The following is a 20089-nucleotide window of genomic DNA, read 5'->3' as shown; positions in this document are numbered from 1 at the left end:
AGGTGGCCATTTTGGTCATCTTTTTTTGTTCATTCTCCTCTGAGTAAAAGCTCACATGAATCGAGCGTTTACCGGAAATCAATTTCCCGTATAATGTCCTCTCATATGTCGAATGTTGAGATGGAAGTCTAACTGCATACAAATAGCGGGATAAATCATACGTGCTTTTGTTTTTCAATCACCTAAAACTCGTACATTACATATGATGTGGAGGAAAAAGAAAAAGTAGGCACTTTTCTTATAAATGACAGAAAAAGAAGGTGAATTAGGGAATGTTGACTGAGATGCATATTGCTGTCATAGGAGGAGATGCAAGACAGCTAGAAGTAATTCGCAAGCTAGTTGAATTGGATGCGAAACTTTCATTGATAGGGTTTGATCAGTTAGATCATGGCTTCACAGGGGCAGCAAAAGAAAGTATACAAAATTTAGATTTCACTTCTGTAGATGCAATTATTTTGCCAGTTGCAGGTACAAATGCCAAGGGAGAAGTAGATACTATTTTTTCAAACGAAAAAGTTTCTATAACGAAAGAACAAATTGAAAATACACCAGAACACTTTACTATATATTCAGGTATTGGTACGCCTTACTTGGAAAATCTCGTATCTACTACAAACCGCAAACTTGTTAAATTATTTGATCGTGATGATGTGGCAATCTACAATTCTATACCAACTGTAGAAGGTACATTAATGATGGTAATTCAACATACCGACTATACAATTCATGGTTCCAATGTAATGGTTTTAGGATTTGGTAGAACAGGGATGAGTGTTGCCAGAGCATTTCAATCATTAGGAGCCCATGTCAAAGTTGGAGCAAGACGATCGGAACATATTGCACGTATTACAGAAATGATGTTTTCTCCTTTTCATATGCAAAATATTGAGAAAGAAGTAGGAAATATCGATATTGTCATTAATACAATTCCGCATCTCGTCGTGACAGCGAATGTTATTTCGAAAATGCCGGCTCATACGTTAGTAATTGATTTAGCTTCTAAACCAGGCGGTACCGACTTTAGATATGCGGAAAAAAGAGGAGTCAAAGCGCTGTTAGCACCTGGATTACCAGGTATTGTTGCTCCAAAAACAGCAGGACAAATTTTAGCGAACGTTCTTTCTCAGTTACTAGCAGAAGACGTAATAGCAAGAAAGGAGAATGGGGAATGAATTTAAAAGGGAAAAGAATAGGGTTTGGTTTTACTGGTTCACATTGTACGTACGAAGAAGTAATGCCTCATTTAGAAAAATTAATTGCTGAGGGAGCAGAAGTACGCCCCGTTGTTTCTTACACTGTTCAATCAACAAACACGAGATTTGGAGAAGGAGCAGAGTGGATTAAAAAGATTGAAGAAGTAACAGGATTTAAAGCAATTAATTCAATCGTTGGCGCAGAACCACTAGGACCTAAAATTCCACTAGATTGTATGGTAATTGCACCACTAACAGGAAATTCTATGAGTAAATTTGCAAATGCAATGACAGACTCTCCAGTACTAATGGCAGCGAAAGCGACGTTAAGAAATGGCAAGCCTGTCGTATTGGCTGTTTCGACGAATGATGCTTTAGGGCTGAATGGAGTAAACCTCATGCGCCTAATGGCAACAAAAAACATCTACTTCGTCCCATTCGGTCAAGATGCACCAGAGAAAAAACCAAACTCAATGGTAGCTCGCATGGAGCTGCTGGAAGATACAGTATTAGAAGCGCTGCAAGGGAAGCAATTGCAGCCGGTTGTCGTAGAAAAATTCAGATATATGAATTAAAAAACGAAAAAAAACGGACAATTTTTGATGAAACCATCATTCTTACTGTAGAATATGATAAAATTAACGTTATTAAGATTAGAAGGGGTATTGTATACTCCTTCTAATTCTAAGTTATAGAAGGATTGGTATCTAGAAAGGGGCATAGTGATGGAAAAGCAAAAAACTTTTCATGTCGCTGTAGTTGGAGCAACCGGCGCAGTTGGTGAACAAATGTTAAATACTTTAGAGAAACGAGAATTTCCAATCGGGAAGTTAACGTTACTTTCATCTAAACGATCTGCAGGTAAGAAACTTGTATTTAAAGGCGAAGAATTTACAGTTCAAGAGGCAACTCCTGAAAGTTTTGAAGGAGTAGATATCGCACTATTTAGTGCTGGTGGATCTGTATCAAAACAATTAGCGCCAGAAGCAGCAAAGCGCGGTGCGATTGTTGTTGATAATACAAGTGCATTCCGTATGACAGAAAACGTGCCACTTGTTGTACCTGAAGTAAATGAAAACGACTTAAAAGAACATAATGGTATTATTGCAAATCCAAACTGTTCTACAATTCAAATGGTAGTAGCTCTTGAGCCAGTTCGTCAGCAATATGGTTTAAAACGAGTAATCGTTTCCACATATCAAGCTGTATCAGGTGCTGGTGCGGCAGCGATTGAAGAACTTCATGAACAATCACAAGCAATCTTAAATGGTGAAGAAGTGAAGGCGAATGTTTTACCTGTATCAGGTGATAAGAAACATTTCCAAATTGCTTTCAACGCGATTCCACAGATTGATAAATTCCAAGATAATGGATTTACGTTTGAAGAAATGAAAATGATTAATGAAACGAAAAAAATTATGCATATGCCTGAATTAGAAGTAGCGGCAACATGTGTACGTTTACCAGTTGTATCAGGTCACTCTGAGTCTGTTTACATCGAAGTAGAAAAAGAAGGTGTAACAGTAGAAGAATTCAAGAGCTTACTTGCAAATGCGGAAGGTATCGTTCTGCAAGATAATCCAGAAGAGCAGTTATATCCAATGCCAGCTACTGCAGTAGGTAAAAACGAAGTATTCGTTGGAAGAATCCGTAAAGATTTAAATAACGATAAAGGATTCCATCTTTGGGTCGTATCTGATAACTTATTAAAAGGCGCTGCATGGAATTCTGTTCAAATTGCAGAGCGCTTAGTAAAATTACAATTAGTGTAAACGGCTAAGAGAAGGTGCAAAATATGAAAATTATTGTTCAAAAATTTGGTGGCACATCCGTACGTGATGAAAATGGACGTAAGCATGCGCTTCATCATATAAAAAAATCGCTAGATGCGGGTTATAAAGTAGTTACTGTCGTATCTGCTATGGGCCGTAAAGGTGAACCATATGCAACTGATACTTTGTTAAGTCTTGTAAATCAAGAGGAATCTCGTATTTCTAATCGTGAGCAAGATTTATTATTATCATGCGGAGAATTAATCTCAGCAATCGTCTTCTCTAACATGTTAAATGAGAACGGTATAAAAGCAGCGGCATTAAATGGTGCACAAGCTGGTTTTGTAACAAATGATGATTTTACAAATGCTAAGATTATTGAAATGAACTGCGATCGTATACATGAAGAGCTAGAAAATCTAGATGTAATCGTCGTTACAGGATTCCAAGGACAAACGAAAAAAGGTGATACGACAACACTTGGACGCGGAGGTAGCGATACTTCAGCTTCTGCATTAGGTGTTGCGCTTCATGCTGAATTTATTGATATCTTTACAGATGTAGAAGGTGTTATGACTGCGGATCCTCGCATTGTAAAAGATGCACGTCATCTTCAAACGGTAACATACAATGAAATTTGTAACATGGCATATCAAGGTGCAAAAGTCGTTCATCCACGTGCAGTTGAAATTGCGATGCATGCCAAAGTACCACTTCGTGTACGTTCTACGTATTCTGATAGTGAAGGTACGCTTATTTCAGCATCGGACGGTGCGACAAAAGGCCGTGATGTAGAAGAACGTCCTGTTACAGGTATCGCTCATGTATCAAATGTGACGCAAATTAAAGTGCTTGCAAAAGAAACAGCATATGATTTGCAACAGCATGTGTTTAAAGAAATGGCGAATGAAGGAATCAGTGTCGATTTAATTAACATTTCACCTACTGGGGTAGCTTATACGGTGAGTGATAATGTATCAAGTCGTGCAGTTGAATTATTAAAAAACCTTGGATATGAGCCAATTGTGACAGAGCATTGTGCAAAAGTATCTATTGTAGGAGCTGGAATGGCAGGGTACCCAGGGGTTACTGCGAAAATCGTTACAGCTTTAGCGGAAAAAGGTATTCAAATTTTGCAATCGGCAGATAGTCATACGACAATTTGGGTTCTTGTAAAAGAAACTGATTTAGTGGAGGCTGTAAATGCATTACATAGTGCGTTTGAGCTTTCAAAAGAAAAGCAACTGGAACAATAAGGAGTGAGACCATGATAGATTTTGGGACAATTGCAACCGCGATGGTAACTCCGTTTGATAAAAACGGAAATATCGATTTTGCGAAGACAACGAAATTGGTAAATTATTTAATAGATAACGGTACAACAGCAATCGTGGTAGGAGGAACGACAGGAGAATCTCCTACATTAACTTCAGAAGAAAAAGTAGCGTTATATCGCCATGTCGTATCTGTTGTCGATAAAAGGGTGCCCGTAATCGCTGGAACAGGTAGTAATAATACGCATGCTTCTATTGACTTAACTAAAAAGGCAACAGAGGTTGGTGTTGATGCAGTAATGCTAGTAGCACCGTATTATAACAAACCGAGTCAAGAAGGAATGTATCAGCACTTTAAAGCAATTGCTGAAAGCACGCCGCTTCCGGTTATGCTATATAACGTTCCAGGACGATCTATTGTACAAATCTCCGTTGATACAGTTGTTCGTTTATCAGAAATAGAAAACATTGTTGCGATTAAAGATGCAGGCGGCGATGTGTTAACAATGACAGAAATCATTGAAAAAACAGCGGACGACTTTGCAGTATACAGCGGTGATGATGGTTTAACGTTACCAGCTATGGCAGTTGGAGCGAAAGGTATCGTTTCTGTAGCATCTCATGTGATTGGAAATGAAATGCAAGAAATGATTGCAGCATTCCAAGCAGGAGAATTTAAAAAGGCGCAAAAATTACATCAATTACTTGTAAGAGTAACGGATTCATTATTTATGGCGCCAAGCCCAACGCCAGTAAAAACAGCGTTACAAATGGTTGGGTTAGATGTAGGTTCTGTACGTTTACCACTTCTTCCATTAACAGAAGAAGAAAGAGTAACGTTACAATCTGTTATGCAATCTATCCCTCGTTAATAAAAAATGACCTAGTGTAGAACTAGGTCATTTTTTTATGGTATGAAAATCTTTGCCGCTCTTTTTTACCTACCATAATACTCCACGTGTTTGATCGCTTTTTCATTATGTATTGCAACATGTACAAGAAAATAATTGTACCCCTTTAAATGAATCAAAAAAACATAGTTATTATAGAATAAACATTTGTATAAACGTAATAAACTATCGATTCTGTTTTTCAGAGGAATTGTCTCAAATGTGACGTGATTCATAAAAAAGCTTCATTTTATAAGTGTTTTTGTTCGATTCTAGAAAAATAAGTCTTGAAAATCCATATAATGAAATAAATTTAGCGTATTTATGCCTATTTCTTCAAAATAATATGGAGTATAAAATCGGAGTAAATATAAAGGAAATACGTTCGATACTTTTGTTGTAATTCCGTTCTTTTACTTTCTCTTTCGCACGATTTAACTTGTGTTCTATTTCTTGTATCAGGTATAATATGGCTAAGTAGCTTAGTACGGGTATGCTTAGCAAAATTGGTAAAAATTATAATTTGATTACATTTTCATATCATATCGAATAAGATATTTGATTTATATAATGAAAGAGAGGTGAAACCTGGTTTAAAAAATAAACAAGGACATGATATCGCATAACGGTAAGGACATTCGTCTTGGACGGTGAATATATGGTGGTTGTAGAGTTTCCCCTGGTGTCTCTGCAATTTTAGTGAAATCAGTGTTTGAAAGATTTTTAAACCAGGCAACAACATGAAGAGAAAAGAGAATGAGTCTGTTAAAGTATTTGCTCTTGGTGGAGTAGGTGAAATCGGGAAAAACATGTACTGTGTTGAAATTGATTCTGAAATCTTTATTGTAGATGCAGGATTAATGTTCCCAGGAGATGAAATGTTTGGAATTGATATCGTTATTCCTGATATTACATATTTAGTGGAAAACCAAGAGCGAGTAAAAGGTTTATTTATTACTCACGGTCATGAAGATCATATTGGTGGAATTGTTTACGTACTTCGTAAATTATCAATTCCAGTGTATGCAACGAAATTAACAGTAGGACTTATACAAGAAAAACTTGGCGAAGCGGGTATGTTAGGCCGTGTAGACTTAAAAACAATCGATTCAAATTCAACAGTAGAGTTTAATACTACAACGGTGTCATTCTTTGGAACGACACATAGTATTCCAGATTCTGTTGGTGTTTGTTTCCATACATCAAAAGGTGCTATCGTATACACGGGAGACTTTAAATTCGATCAAACTCCAATTGGAAATAGTGGAGCAGACCTTGGAAAAATGGCACAAATCGGAAATGAAGGCGTACTGTGCTTATTATCTGATAGTACAAATGCTGAGCGTCCAGGCTATACAGGTTCTGAAAAAGAAGTTGGTGTAGAAATTTCTAAAGTGTTCTACGGCGCAGAAGGACGTATTATCGTTGCTTCATTTGCATCGAATGTACATCGTATTCAACAAGTATTTGATGCAGCTGCTGAAACAGGACGAAAAGTAGCGGTTGTAGGACGTAGTATGGTGAAAGTGGTAGATATCGCAAGACGTCTTGGTTATTTAGATGTTCCAGAAGGTATGGTTATTTCACTACAAGAAGTAGACAATTTCCCAGAGAAAAAGGTAGCTATTTTAACGACAGGTAGCCAAGGTGAACCGATGGCAGCCCTTTCTAGAATGGCGAAGCAAGCTCATAAACAAATTTCAATTCGTAAAGGCGATACGGTTATTATTGCGGCTTCTCCAATTCCGGGTAATGAAATATCTGTATCGAAAATTATTGACTTGTTATTTAGAGCTGGAGCTGATGTTATTTATTACGGTGAAAGAAAAGTTCACGTTTCAGGTCACGGCAGCCAAGAAGAATTAAAGTTAATGTTAAATTTAATGAAACCGAAATATTTTGTACCCGTACATGGTGAGTTCCGTATGCAAAAAGCACATGCATATTTAGCTGAAGATGTAGGTATTGCAAGAGAGAATATCTTTATCGTAGAAAAAGGTGATGTGATTGCTTTTGGTGACGATGACGCAAACTTAGTTGGCAAAGTACAAGCTGGTAATGTGTTAATTGATGGATTAGGTGTAGGTGACGTTGGTAATATCGTTCTTCGAGATAGAAAAATGTTATCTCAAGATGGAATATTAGTAGTTGTTGTAACACTTGGTAAAGATGAAAAGAAAATTATCTCTGGTCCAGAAATCATTTCACGTGGTTTTGTGTATGTTCGTGAATCAGAAGCGTTAATTGACCGCTCTACAGAGATTGTACGTATGATTGTTGAGCAATCGATTAAAGAGTATTCAATTGAATGGTCTATGTTAAAACAAAATATTCGTGAATTATTAGGGCAGTTCTTGTACGAAGAGACAAAGAGAAAACCTATGATTTTACCGATTATTATGGAAGTATAAAAAAGATCACCTTTACAGGTGATCTTTTTTTCTTTTTAAACTCTATCGAATGAAATTTATAACTTAAGAAATAATAGTTATATACGAGTGAAAGGGGATGCGATATGACAGAACGTGATCGTTATACAAATGAAGGGAAAGAGGCTGAGCCGAAAGAAACTGGAAAAGAAGCTTCGATAGTGGAAAAAATTCAACAGCTAGGGCAAACGAATGTACCACAAATGAATGAATCAAGTATTCATTGTTTAACAATCATCGGGCAGGTGGAAGGTCATGTTCAGTTGCCGCCGCAAAATAAAACAACAAAATATGAGCATATTATTCCGCAAATTGTTGCGATAGAACAAAATCCGAAAATTGAAGGTTTGCTTTTAATATTAAACACGGTCGGAGGTGACGTTGAAGCAGGGTTAGCAATTTCTGAGATGGTAGCTTCGCTTTCAAAGCCAACGGTATCACTTGTTCTGGGCGGAGGGCATTCTATCGGTGTACCAATCGCCGTCTCTACGGATTACTCATTTATTGCGGAAACTGCGACGATGACAATTCATCCCATTCGTCTAACAGGTCTTGTTATAGGTGTGCCGCAAACATTTGAGTATTTAGATAAAATGCAAGAAAGAGTCATTCGATTTGTGACGAAGCATTCGAAAGTAACCGAAGATCGTTTTAAAGAACTTATGTTTGCGAAAGGGAATTTGACGCGAGATATTGGGACGAATGTAATTGGTGGCGATGCAGTGAAATATGGTCTTATAGATGATGTCGGTGGTATTGGGAATGCGATTCGAAAACTGAATGAATTAATAGATGCTCGCATGGATGATAGTGCAGAAGGGACAATGTTACAATGATTTTATACACAATTATGCCAGAGCAACTTGTATATCCAGCTGATTATTCGCAATGTGAAAGCCAAAAAGTTGTAAATATAAACGGTGTTGAATTAATGGTTTCTGAAGAAGAACATGGGTGTTATTCTATTGTACGTGTGTTAAGTACGGATCCGCTACACTACTTAGAGTTTGAGCCCGGCCAGAAAATAACCTTTTAGCAAAAAGAAGGATTTTGTTTAGAAGCTATGGTATAATATAAAAAACAAGACGGTTGAGCAGCCATGAGAGGGCTGCTTTCTTCTGTTTATTTAACAATTTACAAGAAGTGTAAAAATAGAAGATATAAGACCTGAAAAAATAGAGAAAACAGACATATAAGTAGTGCTTTTTTAAGGAAGCCCTACTTACATGTAGAACACGAGGTGAAGAAATGGCAAAACAAAAGCAAAGAGGGACGAAGGCAAAAGCAAGACGCACGATAAAGCCAACTTTGTATTATGAAATCGTCGGTTTAACTCTTTTTGCACTTTCAATCATTACGATTTTACAGCTAGGTGTTGTAGGGAAATCGTTTGTGTTATTTTTTCGCTTCTTCTTTGGTGAGTGGTACATAATTGGTGTGTTAGGTGTAATAGCTTTATCGGTTTCGTTTGTTATCAAACGTGGATGGCCGAACCTTTTAAATAAACGGTTAATTGGTTTTTATTTAATAGTATTGGCGATATTAATGTTTAGTCATATTACATTATTTAACCTTCTTACGAAAGATGGAGCAGTGCAAAATACTTCTGTTATTGTGAGTACGAAAGATAACTTCTTTCTTGAAATGAAAAAGGGGCCAGATAGCGTTCATTTAGGCGGTGGTATGTTTGGTGCGCTTATGTTCGCGACGTGTTACTTTTTATTTGATGAAGTAGGAGCTTATATCATTGGTATTATTTTAGTGATTCTCGGCATACTTTGTATAACAAATAAGCATATTGGAGAAGTACTTGCACCTGTAGGAAGGATCCTTAGAAGTCAATTTGAAGTAATGCAAGGGGATTATAAAGATTGGAGATCCAAAAGGACGGCTGAACAAACAGAAAAGAAAAAAACAACGAGAAGCACAAGGAGCAAACGTGCTGCAGAACAAGAAGAGATTATTGAGCCGATGGAAGAAATCTCAATTGATCCTCCAATTATTTCGAATTTCACTGAGAATTATCCTGTAAATGAAGAAGAGAATAAACGAATTAGCGAAGAACAGGGAGCAGAGTTAATAACTTCACCGTCTATTGAAGAGGCTCCGTCTGTTGAAGAATCTAAGAAAAAGCGTGGAGAAAAGATTGTAGAATCTTTAGAGGCGGAAACAAGTGCCCCGCCAATGCAATTTTCAAATGTAGAAAATAAAGATTACAAGCTTCCTGCACTTGATATATTGAAATTTCCTAAGAATAAACAAGTTACAAATGAAAATGCAGAAATTTATGAGAATGCTCGTAAATTAGAACGTACATTCCAAAGTTTTGGAGTGAAAGCGAAAGTAACAAAAGTACATAGAGGTCCTGCAGTTACAAAATATGAAGTGTATCCTGATATGGGAGTAAAGGTAAGCAAAATCGTTAGTTTAAGTGATGATTTAGCACTTGCTTTAGCTGCGAAAGACATTCGTATTGAAGCACCTATTCCCGGGAAATCAGCTGTAGGGATTGAAGTTCCGAACTCAGAAGTATCTATGGTAACGCTAAGAGAAGTTCTTGATTCTAAGGCTAATAATCATCCGGAAGAGAAGTTGTTAATTGGTCTTGGACGAGATATTACAGGTGAAGCTGTATTAGCCCGTTTAAATAAAATGCCCCATTTACTGGTAGCTGGTGCGACAGGTAGCGGGAAAAGTGTATGTATTAATGGTATTATTGTTAGTATTTTAATGCGTGCAAAACCACATGAAGTAAAATTAATGATGATTGATCCGAAAATGGTAGAGTTAAATGTATATAACGGTGTTCCGCATTTATTAACACCAGTTGTAACTGATCCGAAAAAAGCATCACAAGCTTTGAAAAAAGTCGTGAGTGAAATGGAACGACGTTATGAATTATTTGCTCATAGTGGCACGCGTAACATTGAAGGATATAATGATCATATTAAAGAACATAATAGTCAATCAGAAGCGAAACAACCGGAATTACCTTATATTGTAGTAATAGTGGACGAGTTAGCCGATTTAATGATGGTTGCTTCATCAGATGTAGAGGATGCGATTATGCGTTTAGCACAAATGGCTCGTGCGGCTGGTATTCATTTAATTATTGCGACGCAGCGTCCATCGGTTGATGTTATTACGGGAGTTATTAAAGCGAATATTCCATCACGTATTGCATTCGCGGTATCTTCTCAAACGGACTCTCGTACAATTCTTGACGGTGGTGGTGCAGAGAAACTGCTAGGTCGTGGAGATATGCTGTTTATACCAATTGGTGCATCGAAGCCTGTACGTGTACAAGGTGCATTTTTATCCGATGATGAAGTTGAGAGAGTTGTAGAGTATGTTATTGGTCAGCAAAAAGCGCAATATCAAGAAGATATGATTCCACAAGATGTTCCTGATACGAAGCAGGAAGTAGAAGATGAATTATATGATGAAGCAGTTCAGCTTGTAGTGGAAATGCAAACAGCATCTGTTTCTATGTTGCAACGTAGGTTTAGAGTAGGTTATACGCGAGCTGCCCGTTTAATTGATGCAATGGAAATGAATGGTGTAGTAGGTCCGTATGAAGGTAGTAAACCACGAGAAGTACTCATTAATGATGTACAAGAAAAAAGTTCATAAAAAAAGCCTAATTGTTTTTACAATTAGGCTTTTTTATATGCTATTTTTGTTATATACTATATTCAGCGATAAAGAAAGGGCTTACATCTAAAGCGATTCTTTAGAATACGAATACTTTGATTATGTTTTTAATGAATGTTCGATATTTAATGTAGAAAAATGTTAAATTTTGTTGACACGTATGGGAGCAAGTGGTAAGATTACTTCGAAAAGAATCACTGCCTCATATAATCTTGGAGATAAGGTCCATAAGTTTCTACCCGGCAACCATGAATTGCTGGACTATGAGGGGAAAAGTGTGTAACAAAGGATGTAAGAGATCTTTGTGCCGAACTTTTTCTCGAAATGAGGAATGTTTATGGTGCGAAGTTTTTTTTATGCAGTAAAGAGTGAAAATTTCATCTTGAAAAATTATTAATATTTATTCGACAATTAAGCTTATTTTTAGTATTTAGCAATTTTTATTATGTTGTAAGTTGAAAAAAGAGAAAAGAAGTCTTACATCAGAGGTCGAATAATTGAAATGCGGGGGAGTCTTATGTCAGTAAAATCCGATAGTCGTCACCTATATTTACGGGTGATTGATCACATCAAAGAAAAAATTAAAGATGGAGCTTACAAAGAAAGACAGAAGTTACCATCAGAGTTTGATTTAGCGAAAGAACTTGGTGTAAGTAGGGCGACTTTAAGGGAAGCACTGCGTATTTTAGAAGAAGAAAATGTTGTCATTCGTAGACATGGTGTAGGAACATTTGTAAATGCAAAGCCGTTATTTTCTTCTGGGATTGAACAACTTTCTAGTATTACAGATATGATTTCTAGTGTGGGGAAAACACCAGGAACTATCTTTTTATCATCATCTACAACAAGTTTAACAGAAGAAGAAAAAGAGAAGTTTAATAGTGAAGACGGTTTTAATGCCGTAATGATTGAGCGTGTGCGTACAGCAGATGGGGAACCTGTTGTATATTGTATCGATAAACTTGCAAAAGAAATCTTGCCAGATTTATCGGGATACAACGAAGAATCGTTACTTACAGTGATACATAACAATACGCACAAACGTATCACATACGCAGTTGCTCACATTGAGCCAATTGGCTATCATCCGAAAATCTCACCGATTTTAGAATGTGAACCGGAAACGGCACTGCTAGTTTTAAAACAAATGCACTATGATCAAAATGATGAGCCAATCTTATATTCTATCAATTACTTTAGAGCTGATAAGTTTAGCTTCCACGTATTAAGAAAACGTATGTAGGTAAGTTCCATTTTAGGGAGGTGACAGCAAGAAGTTAGGGACAGCAGCGTAAGAATAAAGAGATATATATAATTTTAGGAGGGGTTTCTAGTATGAAGAAAAAAACAGGTCTTTTATTATCATTAACATTAGCAGCAAGCGCGATTTTAGGTGCATGTGGTAACTCGGATAAGGCGAGCAGTGACAAGAAAGAAGATAAAGAATTCAAAGTTGGTATGGTAACGGATGTTGGGGGTGTTGATGATAAATCATTCAACCAATCTTCTTGGGAAGGTTTGAAAAAGTTTGGTAAAGATAATGGATTAAAGGAAAAGACAAATTATCGTTACCTACAGTCTGAAAAAGAAGCAGATTATATTCCAAACTTAAAGAAATTTTCAAAAGATAAGTATGATTTATCTTTCGGAATCGGTTATAAATTAGAAGGTGCAATTAAAGAAGTAGCAAAAGAAGCTCCAAAACAACAATTCGCAATTGTGGATACTGTTGTAGATGCACCGAACGTAACAAGTATCACATTTAAAGATCATGAAGGTTCATTCCTTGTAGGTGCGGTAGCGGCTATGTCAACAAAATCTAATAAAGTAGGATTTGTTGGTGGAATGAAGAGTGATTTAATTAGTAAATTTGAAAATGGATTTAAAGCGGGTGCAAAGGCAGTAAATCCAAATATTGAAATCGTATCTGAATATGCGGAAGCATTTGATAAACCGGAAAAAGGTACAGTTCTTGCATCAGCAATGTATGGACAGGGTGTAGATGTAATTTATCATGCTGCTGGTGGTACAGGTAACGGCGTGTTCACTGAAGCGAAAAACCGTAAGAAAAAAGGTGAAAATGTTTGGGTAATCGGTGTGGACCGTGACCAAAACCAAGAAGGTATGCCTGAAAACGTAACATTAACTTCAATGGTAAAACGTGTAGATATCGCTGTTGAAAAAGTAGCACAAGAAGCGAAAGATGGTAAATTAAAAGGCGGTAAAATAGAAGCGTTTGGCTTAAAAGATGACGGTGTTGGTATTGCAAAAACAACTGACAACGTGAAAAAAGTTAACCCTGAAATTTTAACAAAAGTAGAAGAGTTTGAAAAGAAAATTACAGATGGTGAAATTAAAGTACCAGCTACAGATAAAGAGTATAAAGAATATGAAGCTTCTCTAAAAAAATAAATAGAGAAATAGCAAAGGTTAGTTCATAGAACTAACCTTTGTATGTATAAAACTTCCAAATTGCTTAATAAGTTAATAGTGTAATAGGGGAATGTTCCCTGTTAAAAGGAGGAACGAAATGGAATACGTAATTGAGATGAATAACATTACGAAAGTATTCCCAGGCATTGTAGCGAATGATGATATTACGCTGCAAGTAAAGCAAGGAGAAATACATGCTTTACTTGGAGAAAATGGTGCAGGGAAATCCACATTGATGAATGTACTATTTGGTTTGTATCAACCAGAACAAGGTGAAATTAAAATTAAAGGAAAGTCTGTAAACATTACCAATCCGAATGTGGCAAATGACCTTGGTATTGGAATGGTTCATCAGCACTTTATGCTTGTTCATAATTTTACAGTTACAGAGAATATTATTCTCGGAAATGAACCGAAGAAAAACGGGAAAATTGCTGTTGAGGAAGCTGCTAAAGAAATTCAAAAACTGTCTGAACAATACGGATTAGCTGTAGATCCATATGCGAAAATACAGGATATTTCAGTTGGTATGCAGCAGCGTGTTGAGATTTTAAAAACACTTTACCGTGGGGCAGAAATTTTAATATTTGATGAACCGACAGCTGTGTTAACACCGCAAGAAATTCATGAGCTAATTCAAATTATGAAAAAGCTTGTACAAGAAGGAAAATCTATTGTTCTTATTACACATAAGTTGAAAGAAATTATGGAAGTTTGCGATCGTTGTACGATTATTCGTAAAGGAAAAGGGATTGGAACGGTTGACGTTGCAAATACGGATGAAAATAAACTTGCAGAATTAATGGTCGGACGTCAAGTGAATTTTAAAACAGAAAAAATAGACGCGAAGCCAAAAGAAGAGGTACTTTCAATTGCAAATCTTGTTGCTCACGATGCACGTCAACTACCTGCTGTAAAAGGCCTTGACTTAACTGTTCGTGCGGGGGAAATTGTTGGAATTGCAGGGATTGATGGAAACGGACAAAGTGAATTGATAGAAGCAATTACTGGTTTACGAAAAGTTGAGTCAGGTTCTATTGCAATTAAAGGAAAAGAAATAACAAATTGGCCTGTTAGAAGGATAACAGAAGAAGGAATTGGTCATATTCCAGAAGATCGTCATAAACACGGCCTTGTTCTTGATTTTTCTGTTAGAGATAATATAGTTCTGCAAACGTACTATAAAAATCCGTTTTCAAAGAAAGGGATTTTAAATTTTAGTAAAATTACAGAAAAAGCAAAGGCACTTATTGAACAGTTTGATGTACGTACACCTAGTGAGCAAACGTTAGCGCGCGCTTTATCTGGGGGGAATCAACAAAAAGCAATTATTGCACGTGAAGTAGACCGTGATCCAGATTTATTAATCGCGGCACAGCCAACACGTGGTTTAGATGTAGGAGCAATTGAATTTATTCATAAGAGATTAATAGAGCAAAGGGATAAAGGAAAAGGTGTATTACTTTTATCTTTAGAGTTAGATGAAATCTTAAATGTTAGTGACCGAATTGCTGTTATTTATGAAGGGAAAATTGTAGCAATTGTTGATGCGAAAGAAACGAATGAACAACAGCTTGGATTGTTAATGGCTGGAGGAACAAAGAAGGAGCAGGTGGGTACAAATGGCTAAAAAACTTTTAACAGAACGAACGATAAATATTTTAGTCCCAGTACTATCCGTTATTTTTGGCTTACTTGTCGGAGCAATTGTAATGCTAGTTAGTGGCTATGATCCAATTGTTGGTTATAGTGCACTTTGGACAGGAATGTTCGGTAGCCCAAGTGCAATAGGTGAAACGCTTCGTACAATGATCCCGCTTATTCTTGCCGGCTTATCAGTGGCGTTTGCATTTCGTACAGGTTTATTTAATATCGGGGTAGAGGGGCAATTACTAGTTGGTTGGCTTGCAGCAGTTTGGTTCGGTTATGCAGTTTCGCTACCAGCTGTTCTTCACATTCCGTTATCTATTTTATTTGCAGCATTGGTAGGTGGAATTTGGGGTTTCATCCCTGGATATTTAAAGGGGAAATTTCAAGTTAATGAAGTTATTGTAACGATTATGATGAACTACATTGCGTTATACGTAACATATGACATTATTAAGCGTTTCTTGCACGAGGGTAATGATAAAACGTACGACATCAAAGCGAGTGCGTCATTATCTTCAGACTGGCTTGCTGCCATCACTGACGGTTCGCGCCTTCACTGGGGAATTGTTGTAGCAATTTTAATCGCTATTTTAATGTGGTTCTTATTAGATCGAACAACTTTAGGGTATGAATTAAAGTCGGTAGGATTTAATCAACATGCCTCCCAATATGCTGGTATGAAAGTTTCTCGCAATGTAGTATTCTCTATGACAATTGCTGGTGCATTTGCAGGGATTGGTGGTGCGATGGAAGGGTTAGGAACATTCCAAAGTATGACAGCAATGTCTTCGTTTACAGGAGTAGGATTTGACGGGATTGCCGTAGCTTTACTTGGGGGGAATAATCCGTTTGGTATCATCCTTTCAGCTTTATTATTTGGTGGTTTGAAAAGTGCTTCCCCTCAAATGAACTTTGAGGCAGATGTACCATCAGAGCTTATTAATGTGATTATTGCATGTATCATCTTCTTTGTTGCATGTAGTTATGTGTTAAGATGGGCGCTTACACGCATGAGCAAGGAGGGGAAATAAATGAGCTTTTTAGATATATTAGCCATTCTTGTGACGGGTACGTTATATACATCAGCACCTATAATTTTTACAGCACTAGGTGGTGTATTTAGTGAACGATCAGGTGTTGTAAATATTGGATTAGAAGGACTAATGCTATTTGGTGCATTTATTGGAGTTGTTACAAACTTATTAATGGGTGATACATGGGGGACGATGACTCCGTGGATTGCGTTATTATTTGCGGCAATCGGTAGTGGGTTATTTGCATTACTTCATGCGGTAGCATCTATTACATTCCGAGCGGATCAAGTTGTAAGTGGTGTAGCGATTAACTTCTTATCTCTTGGATTAACGGTATTTGCAATTAAGAAGATTTTTGATAAAGGACAGACTGACTTTATTCAGTACCGTATTGAAAAGATTGATATTCCAGGCCTTTCGGATATTCCGGTTTTAGGGAAAATATTCTTCTCTAACGTACCGATAACGTCGTATATTGCTATTATTTTAGCATTCGTTGTTTGGTATGTTATTTATAAAACACCGTTCGGTCTTCGTCTTCGTGCGGTTGGTGAGCATCCAATGGCAGCTGATACGATGGGAATTAACGTATATAAAATGCGCTATATTGGTGTTTGTATCTCAGGTGTGTTTGCTGGAATTGGTGGAGCAATTTTTGCAATGTCAATTTCTAATAACTTCTCAGGGGCAACTATTACTGGACAAGGTTTCTTAGCGTTAGCTGCCATGATCTTTGGGAAGTGGAATCCATTAGGTGCATTAGGTGCAGCGCTATTCTTTGGTTTTGCACAATCGTTAAGTGTAACAGGTGGAACAATTCCTGTATTAGATCAAATTCCGAGTGTTTTATTAACGATATTACCGTATGTATTCACAATATTAGCACTTGTTGGTTTTGTAGGTCGTTCTGAAGCTCCGAAAGCGTTAGGAACGCCGTATGAAAAAGGAAAACGATAAGTATAAAAAAGCTCGCACATTAGTGCGGGCTTTTTTACATAGAATATATGTAATACGGAATTTTACTATGTTCCTTACATATGAAAGTTTTTAGAAAGAGCCTCATGTAAGTATAGTGAGGAAGAAAAGTTGATTTTTCATTTCTAAAAACTGTATATTGAAGAGGAATATTCCTATATACGTAAAGGAGGGCTATAAATGAAACTAATGGAACAACAGTTACATGAGTTAGGTGGTTTGCGAGTACATATTATTCCGACTGATAAATATAAAACAAATACTTTTGTATTTCGTTTTAAAGCACCTTTAAATGAGGAGACGGTGACAGAGCGTGCCCTATTGCCATACGTATTGCAAAGTGCGACAGAAAAGCTTCCTTCTGTAATTCGTCTTCGTCAATATTTAGAAGAATTATACGGATCTTCTTTGGCAGTAGATGTAAGTAAAAAAGGAGAAGACCATATTATCTCTATTTATGTAGACATTGCAAATGAAGTATATTTACATGATGCACCACCGCTATTTGAAAAAGCGCTTTCTATGTTATCGGATATCGTTTTACATCCAGCAACAGAGGGGAATGGTTTTTTACCTTCTATCGTAGAAAGTGAAAAGAGAGCGCTCTTGCAACGAATTGAAGCTACGTACGATGATAAAATGCGCTATGCAAACGAGCGTTTAATTGAAGAAATGTGCAAAGTAGAACCGTATCGTTTAAGTGCACATGGGAAAAAAGAGATTGTTTCTTCTATTACAAATGAAAGTTTGTATCAATATTATCAAAAAGTGTTAGCAGAAGATGAAATGGATCTATACATTATTGGTGATATTTCAGAAAACGCAGTGGATCTTGTAAGTAAGTATTTTTCTATTTCAGCGCGTCCTGCGAGAGAAAGAAATGTACTTCTTCATAAGAGAAATAATGAAGAAAAAGAAGTTGTTGAAAAACAAGAATTAAAACAAAGTAAATTACACATTGGTTATCGTACGTTTATTACGTATAAAGACGAAGATTATTTTGCGCTACAATTGTTCAATGGATTGTTTGGAGGATTTTCTCATTCGAAGTTATTCGTTAACGTTCGTGAAAAAAATAGTTTAGCGTACTATGCGGCATCCCGCTTTGAAAGTCATAAAGGCTTATTGTTTGTCATGTCAGGGATCGAAGCGAAAAATTATGAAAAAGCTGTTGAGATTATTAAAGAACAAATGTTAGCGATGCAAAATGGTGATTTTTCTGAAGAAGAGATGCATCAAACGAAAAGTGTTATTCAAAATCAAATATTAGAGGCGATTGATACACCACGCGGATTTGTGGAGATGCTGTATCATGGTATTATTTCAGATCGTACGCGTCCGGTTGAAGAATGGCTTATAGGCATTGAAAGTGTGACGAAAGAAGAGATTGTGAAAGTTGCTAAAAATATTGAACTAGATACAATTTACTTTTTACAAGGAACGGAGGGAGAATAAATGGAGAAAATTGTTTATGAGCAATTAAAAGAGACACTCTATTATGAAAAACTTCCTAATGGATTAGATGTATATATTTTACCGAAGCAAGGATTTAATAAAACATTTGCAACGTTTACGACAAAATATGGTTCTATGGATAATACATTCGTACCACTAGGTAAAGAAGAAATGGTTCGTGTGCCTGATGGAATTGCTCATTTTCTTGAACATAAATTATTTGAAAAAGAAGATCACGATGCTTTCCAATTGTTTAGTAAACAAGGAGCATCAGCAAATGCTTTCACATCTTTCACAAGAACAGCTTACCTGTTTTCATGTACATCAAATGTAGAACAAAATTTAAATACATTGTTAAACTTCGTACAAGAGCCTTACTTCTCTGAAAAAACAGTTGAAAAAGAGAAGGGGATTATTGGGCAAGAAATTCAAATGTATCAAGATAATCCAGATTGGCGCTTATACTTTGGATTAATTGATAGCTTGTTTGTAAAGCACCCAATTAAAATTGATATTGCAGGGACAATCGAGTCTATTAGTAAAATTACGAAAGACTTATTATATGAATGTTATGAAACATTTTATCATCCGAGCAATATGTTATTGTTCGTTGTGGGGGCAATTGATCCAGAGAAAACAATGGATTTAGTACGTGAAAATCAAGCGAAAAAAGATTATAAAAACCAGCCAGAAATTGTACGTTCATTTGAAGAAGAACCAGATGAGGTAAATGAAAAGAAGAAAATTATTTCCATGCCTGTACAAACACCGAAATGTTTAGTTGGTATTAAAGCGACAAATTTAAAAGAAAAAGGGAAAGCCCTTTTAAAACAAGAAATTGCGCTTACGTTACTTTTAGATTATTTATTTGGGAAAAGCTCCGTTCATTACGAATCTTTATATAATGAAGGTCTTATTGATGATTCGTTCTCGTATGATTATACGGAAGAGAATAACTTCGGTTTTGCAATGGTTGGCGGCGATACGAAGCAACCTGATGAGCTGGAAGAGCGTTTGAAAAGCATTTTACTAAATACAAATTATGATCAATTAGATGAGGTGGCATTAGAACGAGTAAAGAAAAAGAAAATAGGTGGCTTTTTACGCTCGTTGAATTCGCCGGAATATATTGCAAATCAATTTACACGATATGCGTTTAATGAATCTAGTCTGTTTGAGGCATTGACTGTATTAGAAAGTTTAACTGTTCAAGATTTACAAGAAGTAGCCAAATTATTATTATCAGAAGAGAAAATGAGTGTTTGTCAAGTTTTACCGAAAAAATAAAAGATTTCATAATAATACCCTCATCTTATCATTGATAAAT

Annotated in this window: 16 protein-coding genes and 1 riboswitch; all 16 genes read left to right on the top strand. The window is 36.4% G+C overall.

Annotated elements, in window-relative coordinates; all coding sequences use genetic code 11:
- The first annotated feature begins 272 nt into the window (after positions 1-272).
- Positions 273-1175 (top strand): dipicolinic acid synthetase subunit A, encoded by a 903-nt coding sequence (gene dpaA, locus GFJ36_RS19760; protein ID WP_000954740.1) that lies wholly within the window; start codon positions 273-275, stop codon positions 1173-1175.
- Positions 1172-1771 carry a dipicolinate synthase subunit B gene (dpaB, locus tag GFJ36_RS19755; RefSeq protein WP_001049480.1) on the top strand — a complete coding sequence of 200 codons (600 nt, stop codon included), beginning with the start codon at positions 1172-1174 and terminating at the stop codon, positions 1769-1771. Before dpaA ends, dpaB begins: the two co-directional genes overlap by 4 nt.
- Before the next feature lie 150 nt (positions 1772-1921).
- Positions 1922-2968: an aspartate-semialdehyde dehydrogenase gene (gene asd / locus GFJ36_RS19750; protein ID WP_000414854.1), complete on the top strand. Its 1047-nt coding sequence runs from the start codon at positions 1922-1924 to the stop codon at positions 2966-2968.
- Between the two features lie 23 nt (positions 2969-2991).
- On the top strand, positions 2992-4224 hold the full coding sequence (gene dapG / locus GFJ36_RS19745; RefSeq protein WP_087985046.1) for an aspartate kinase: 1233 nt from the start codon (positions 2992-2994) through the stop codon (positions 4222-4224).
- Between the two features lie 11 nt (positions 4225-4235).
- The gene (dapA, locus tag GFJ36_RS19740; protein WP_000564777.1) at positions 4236-5114 is read left to right on the top strand and encodes a 4-hydroxy-tetrahydrodipicolinate synthase; all 879 of its coding nucleotides are present in this window, start codon (positions 4236-4238) and stop codon (positions 5112-5114) included.
- Between the two features lie 758 nt (positions 5115-5872).
- Positions 5873-7543 (top strand): ribonuclease J, encoded by a 1671-nt coding sequence (locus tag GFJ36_RS19735; protein WP_000823079.1) that lies wholly within the window; start codon positions 5873-5875, stop codon positions 7541-7543.
- Positions 7544-7647: 104 nt separating this feature from the next.
- A complete protein-coding gene (tepA, locus tag GFJ36_RS19730; RefSeq protein WP_000139828.1) occupies positions 7648-8397 on the top strand; it encodes a translocation-enhancing protein TepA in 750 nt (249 codons plus the stop codon).
- Positions 8394-8597 (top strand): YlzJ-like family protein, encoded by a 204-nt coding sequence (locus tag GFJ36_RS19725; protein WP_000605020.1) that lies wholly within the window; start codon positions 8394-8396, stop codon positions 8595-8597. The genes tepA and GFJ36_RS19725 overlap by 4 nt, the downstream gene beginning before the upstream one ends.
- Positions 8598-8809: 212 nt before the next feature.
- Positions 8810-11194, top strand: coding sequence for a DNA translocase FtsK (locus GFJ36_RS19720; protein WP_097889677.1), 2385 nt, complete (start codon positions 8810-8812; stop codon positions 11192-11194).
- A gap of 203 nt (positions 11195-11397) precedes the next feature.
- A riboswitch (purine riboswitch) is annotated at positions 11398-11499 on the top strand.
- 233 nt (positions 11500-11732) lie between these two features.
- Complete coding sequence (locus GFJ36_RS19715; protein WP_000114176.1) at positions 11733-12458, top strand: GntR family transcriptional regulator; 726 nt, start codon at positions 11733-11735, stop codon at positions 12456-12458.
- A gap of 92 nt (positions 12459-12550) precedes the next feature.
- Positions 12551-13627, top strand: a complete 1077-nt coding sequence (locus tag GFJ36_RS19710) for a BMP family lipoprotein (protein WP_088610159.1) — start codon at positions 12551-12553, stop codon at positions 13625-13627.
- Positions 13628-13745: 118 nt separating this feature from the next.
- Positions 13746-15278 (top strand): ABC transporter ATP-binding protein, encoded by a 1533-nt coding sequence (locus GFJ36_RS19705; protein ID WP_064475025.1) that lies wholly within the window; start codon positions 13746-13748, stop codon positions 15276-15278.
- Positions 15271-16329: an ABC transporter permease gene (locus GFJ36_RS19700; protein WP_001085261.1), complete on the top strand. Its 1059-nt coding sequence runs from the start codon at positions 15271-15273 to the stop codon at positions 16327-16329. The genes GFJ36_RS19705 and GFJ36_RS19700 overlap by 8 nt, the downstream gene beginning before the upstream one ends.
- Positions 16330-17289, top strand: coding sequence for an ABC transporter permease (locus GFJ36_RS19695; protein WP_000008857.1), 960 nt, complete (start codon positions 16330-16332; stop codon positions 17287-17289).
- Between the two features lie 198 nt (positions 17290-17487).
- Positions 17488-18762 (top strand): EF-P 5-aminopentanol modification-associated protein YfmF, encoded by a 1275-nt coding sequence (gene yfmF, locus GFJ36_RS19690; protein ID WP_157349724.1) that lies wholly within the window; start codon positions 17488-17490, stop codon positions 18760-18762.
- Positions 18763-20049, top strand: a complete 1287-nt coding sequence (gene yfmH, locus GFJ36_RS19685) for an EF-P 5-aminopentanol modification-associated protein YfmH (protein ID WP_048545969.1) — start codon at positions 18763-18765, stop codon at positions 20047-20049.
- Positions 20050-20089 lie beyond the last annotated feature (40 nt).

Source organism: Bacillus sp. EE-W1 (genome assembly GCF_009760835.1).
GTDB lineage: Bacteria > Bacillota > Bacilli > Bacillales > Bacillaceae_G > Bacillus_A > Bacillus_A wiedmannii.
Note: the sequence above shows the minus strand (reverse complement) of the source record. Positions and strands in the feature narration are given on the sequence as shown.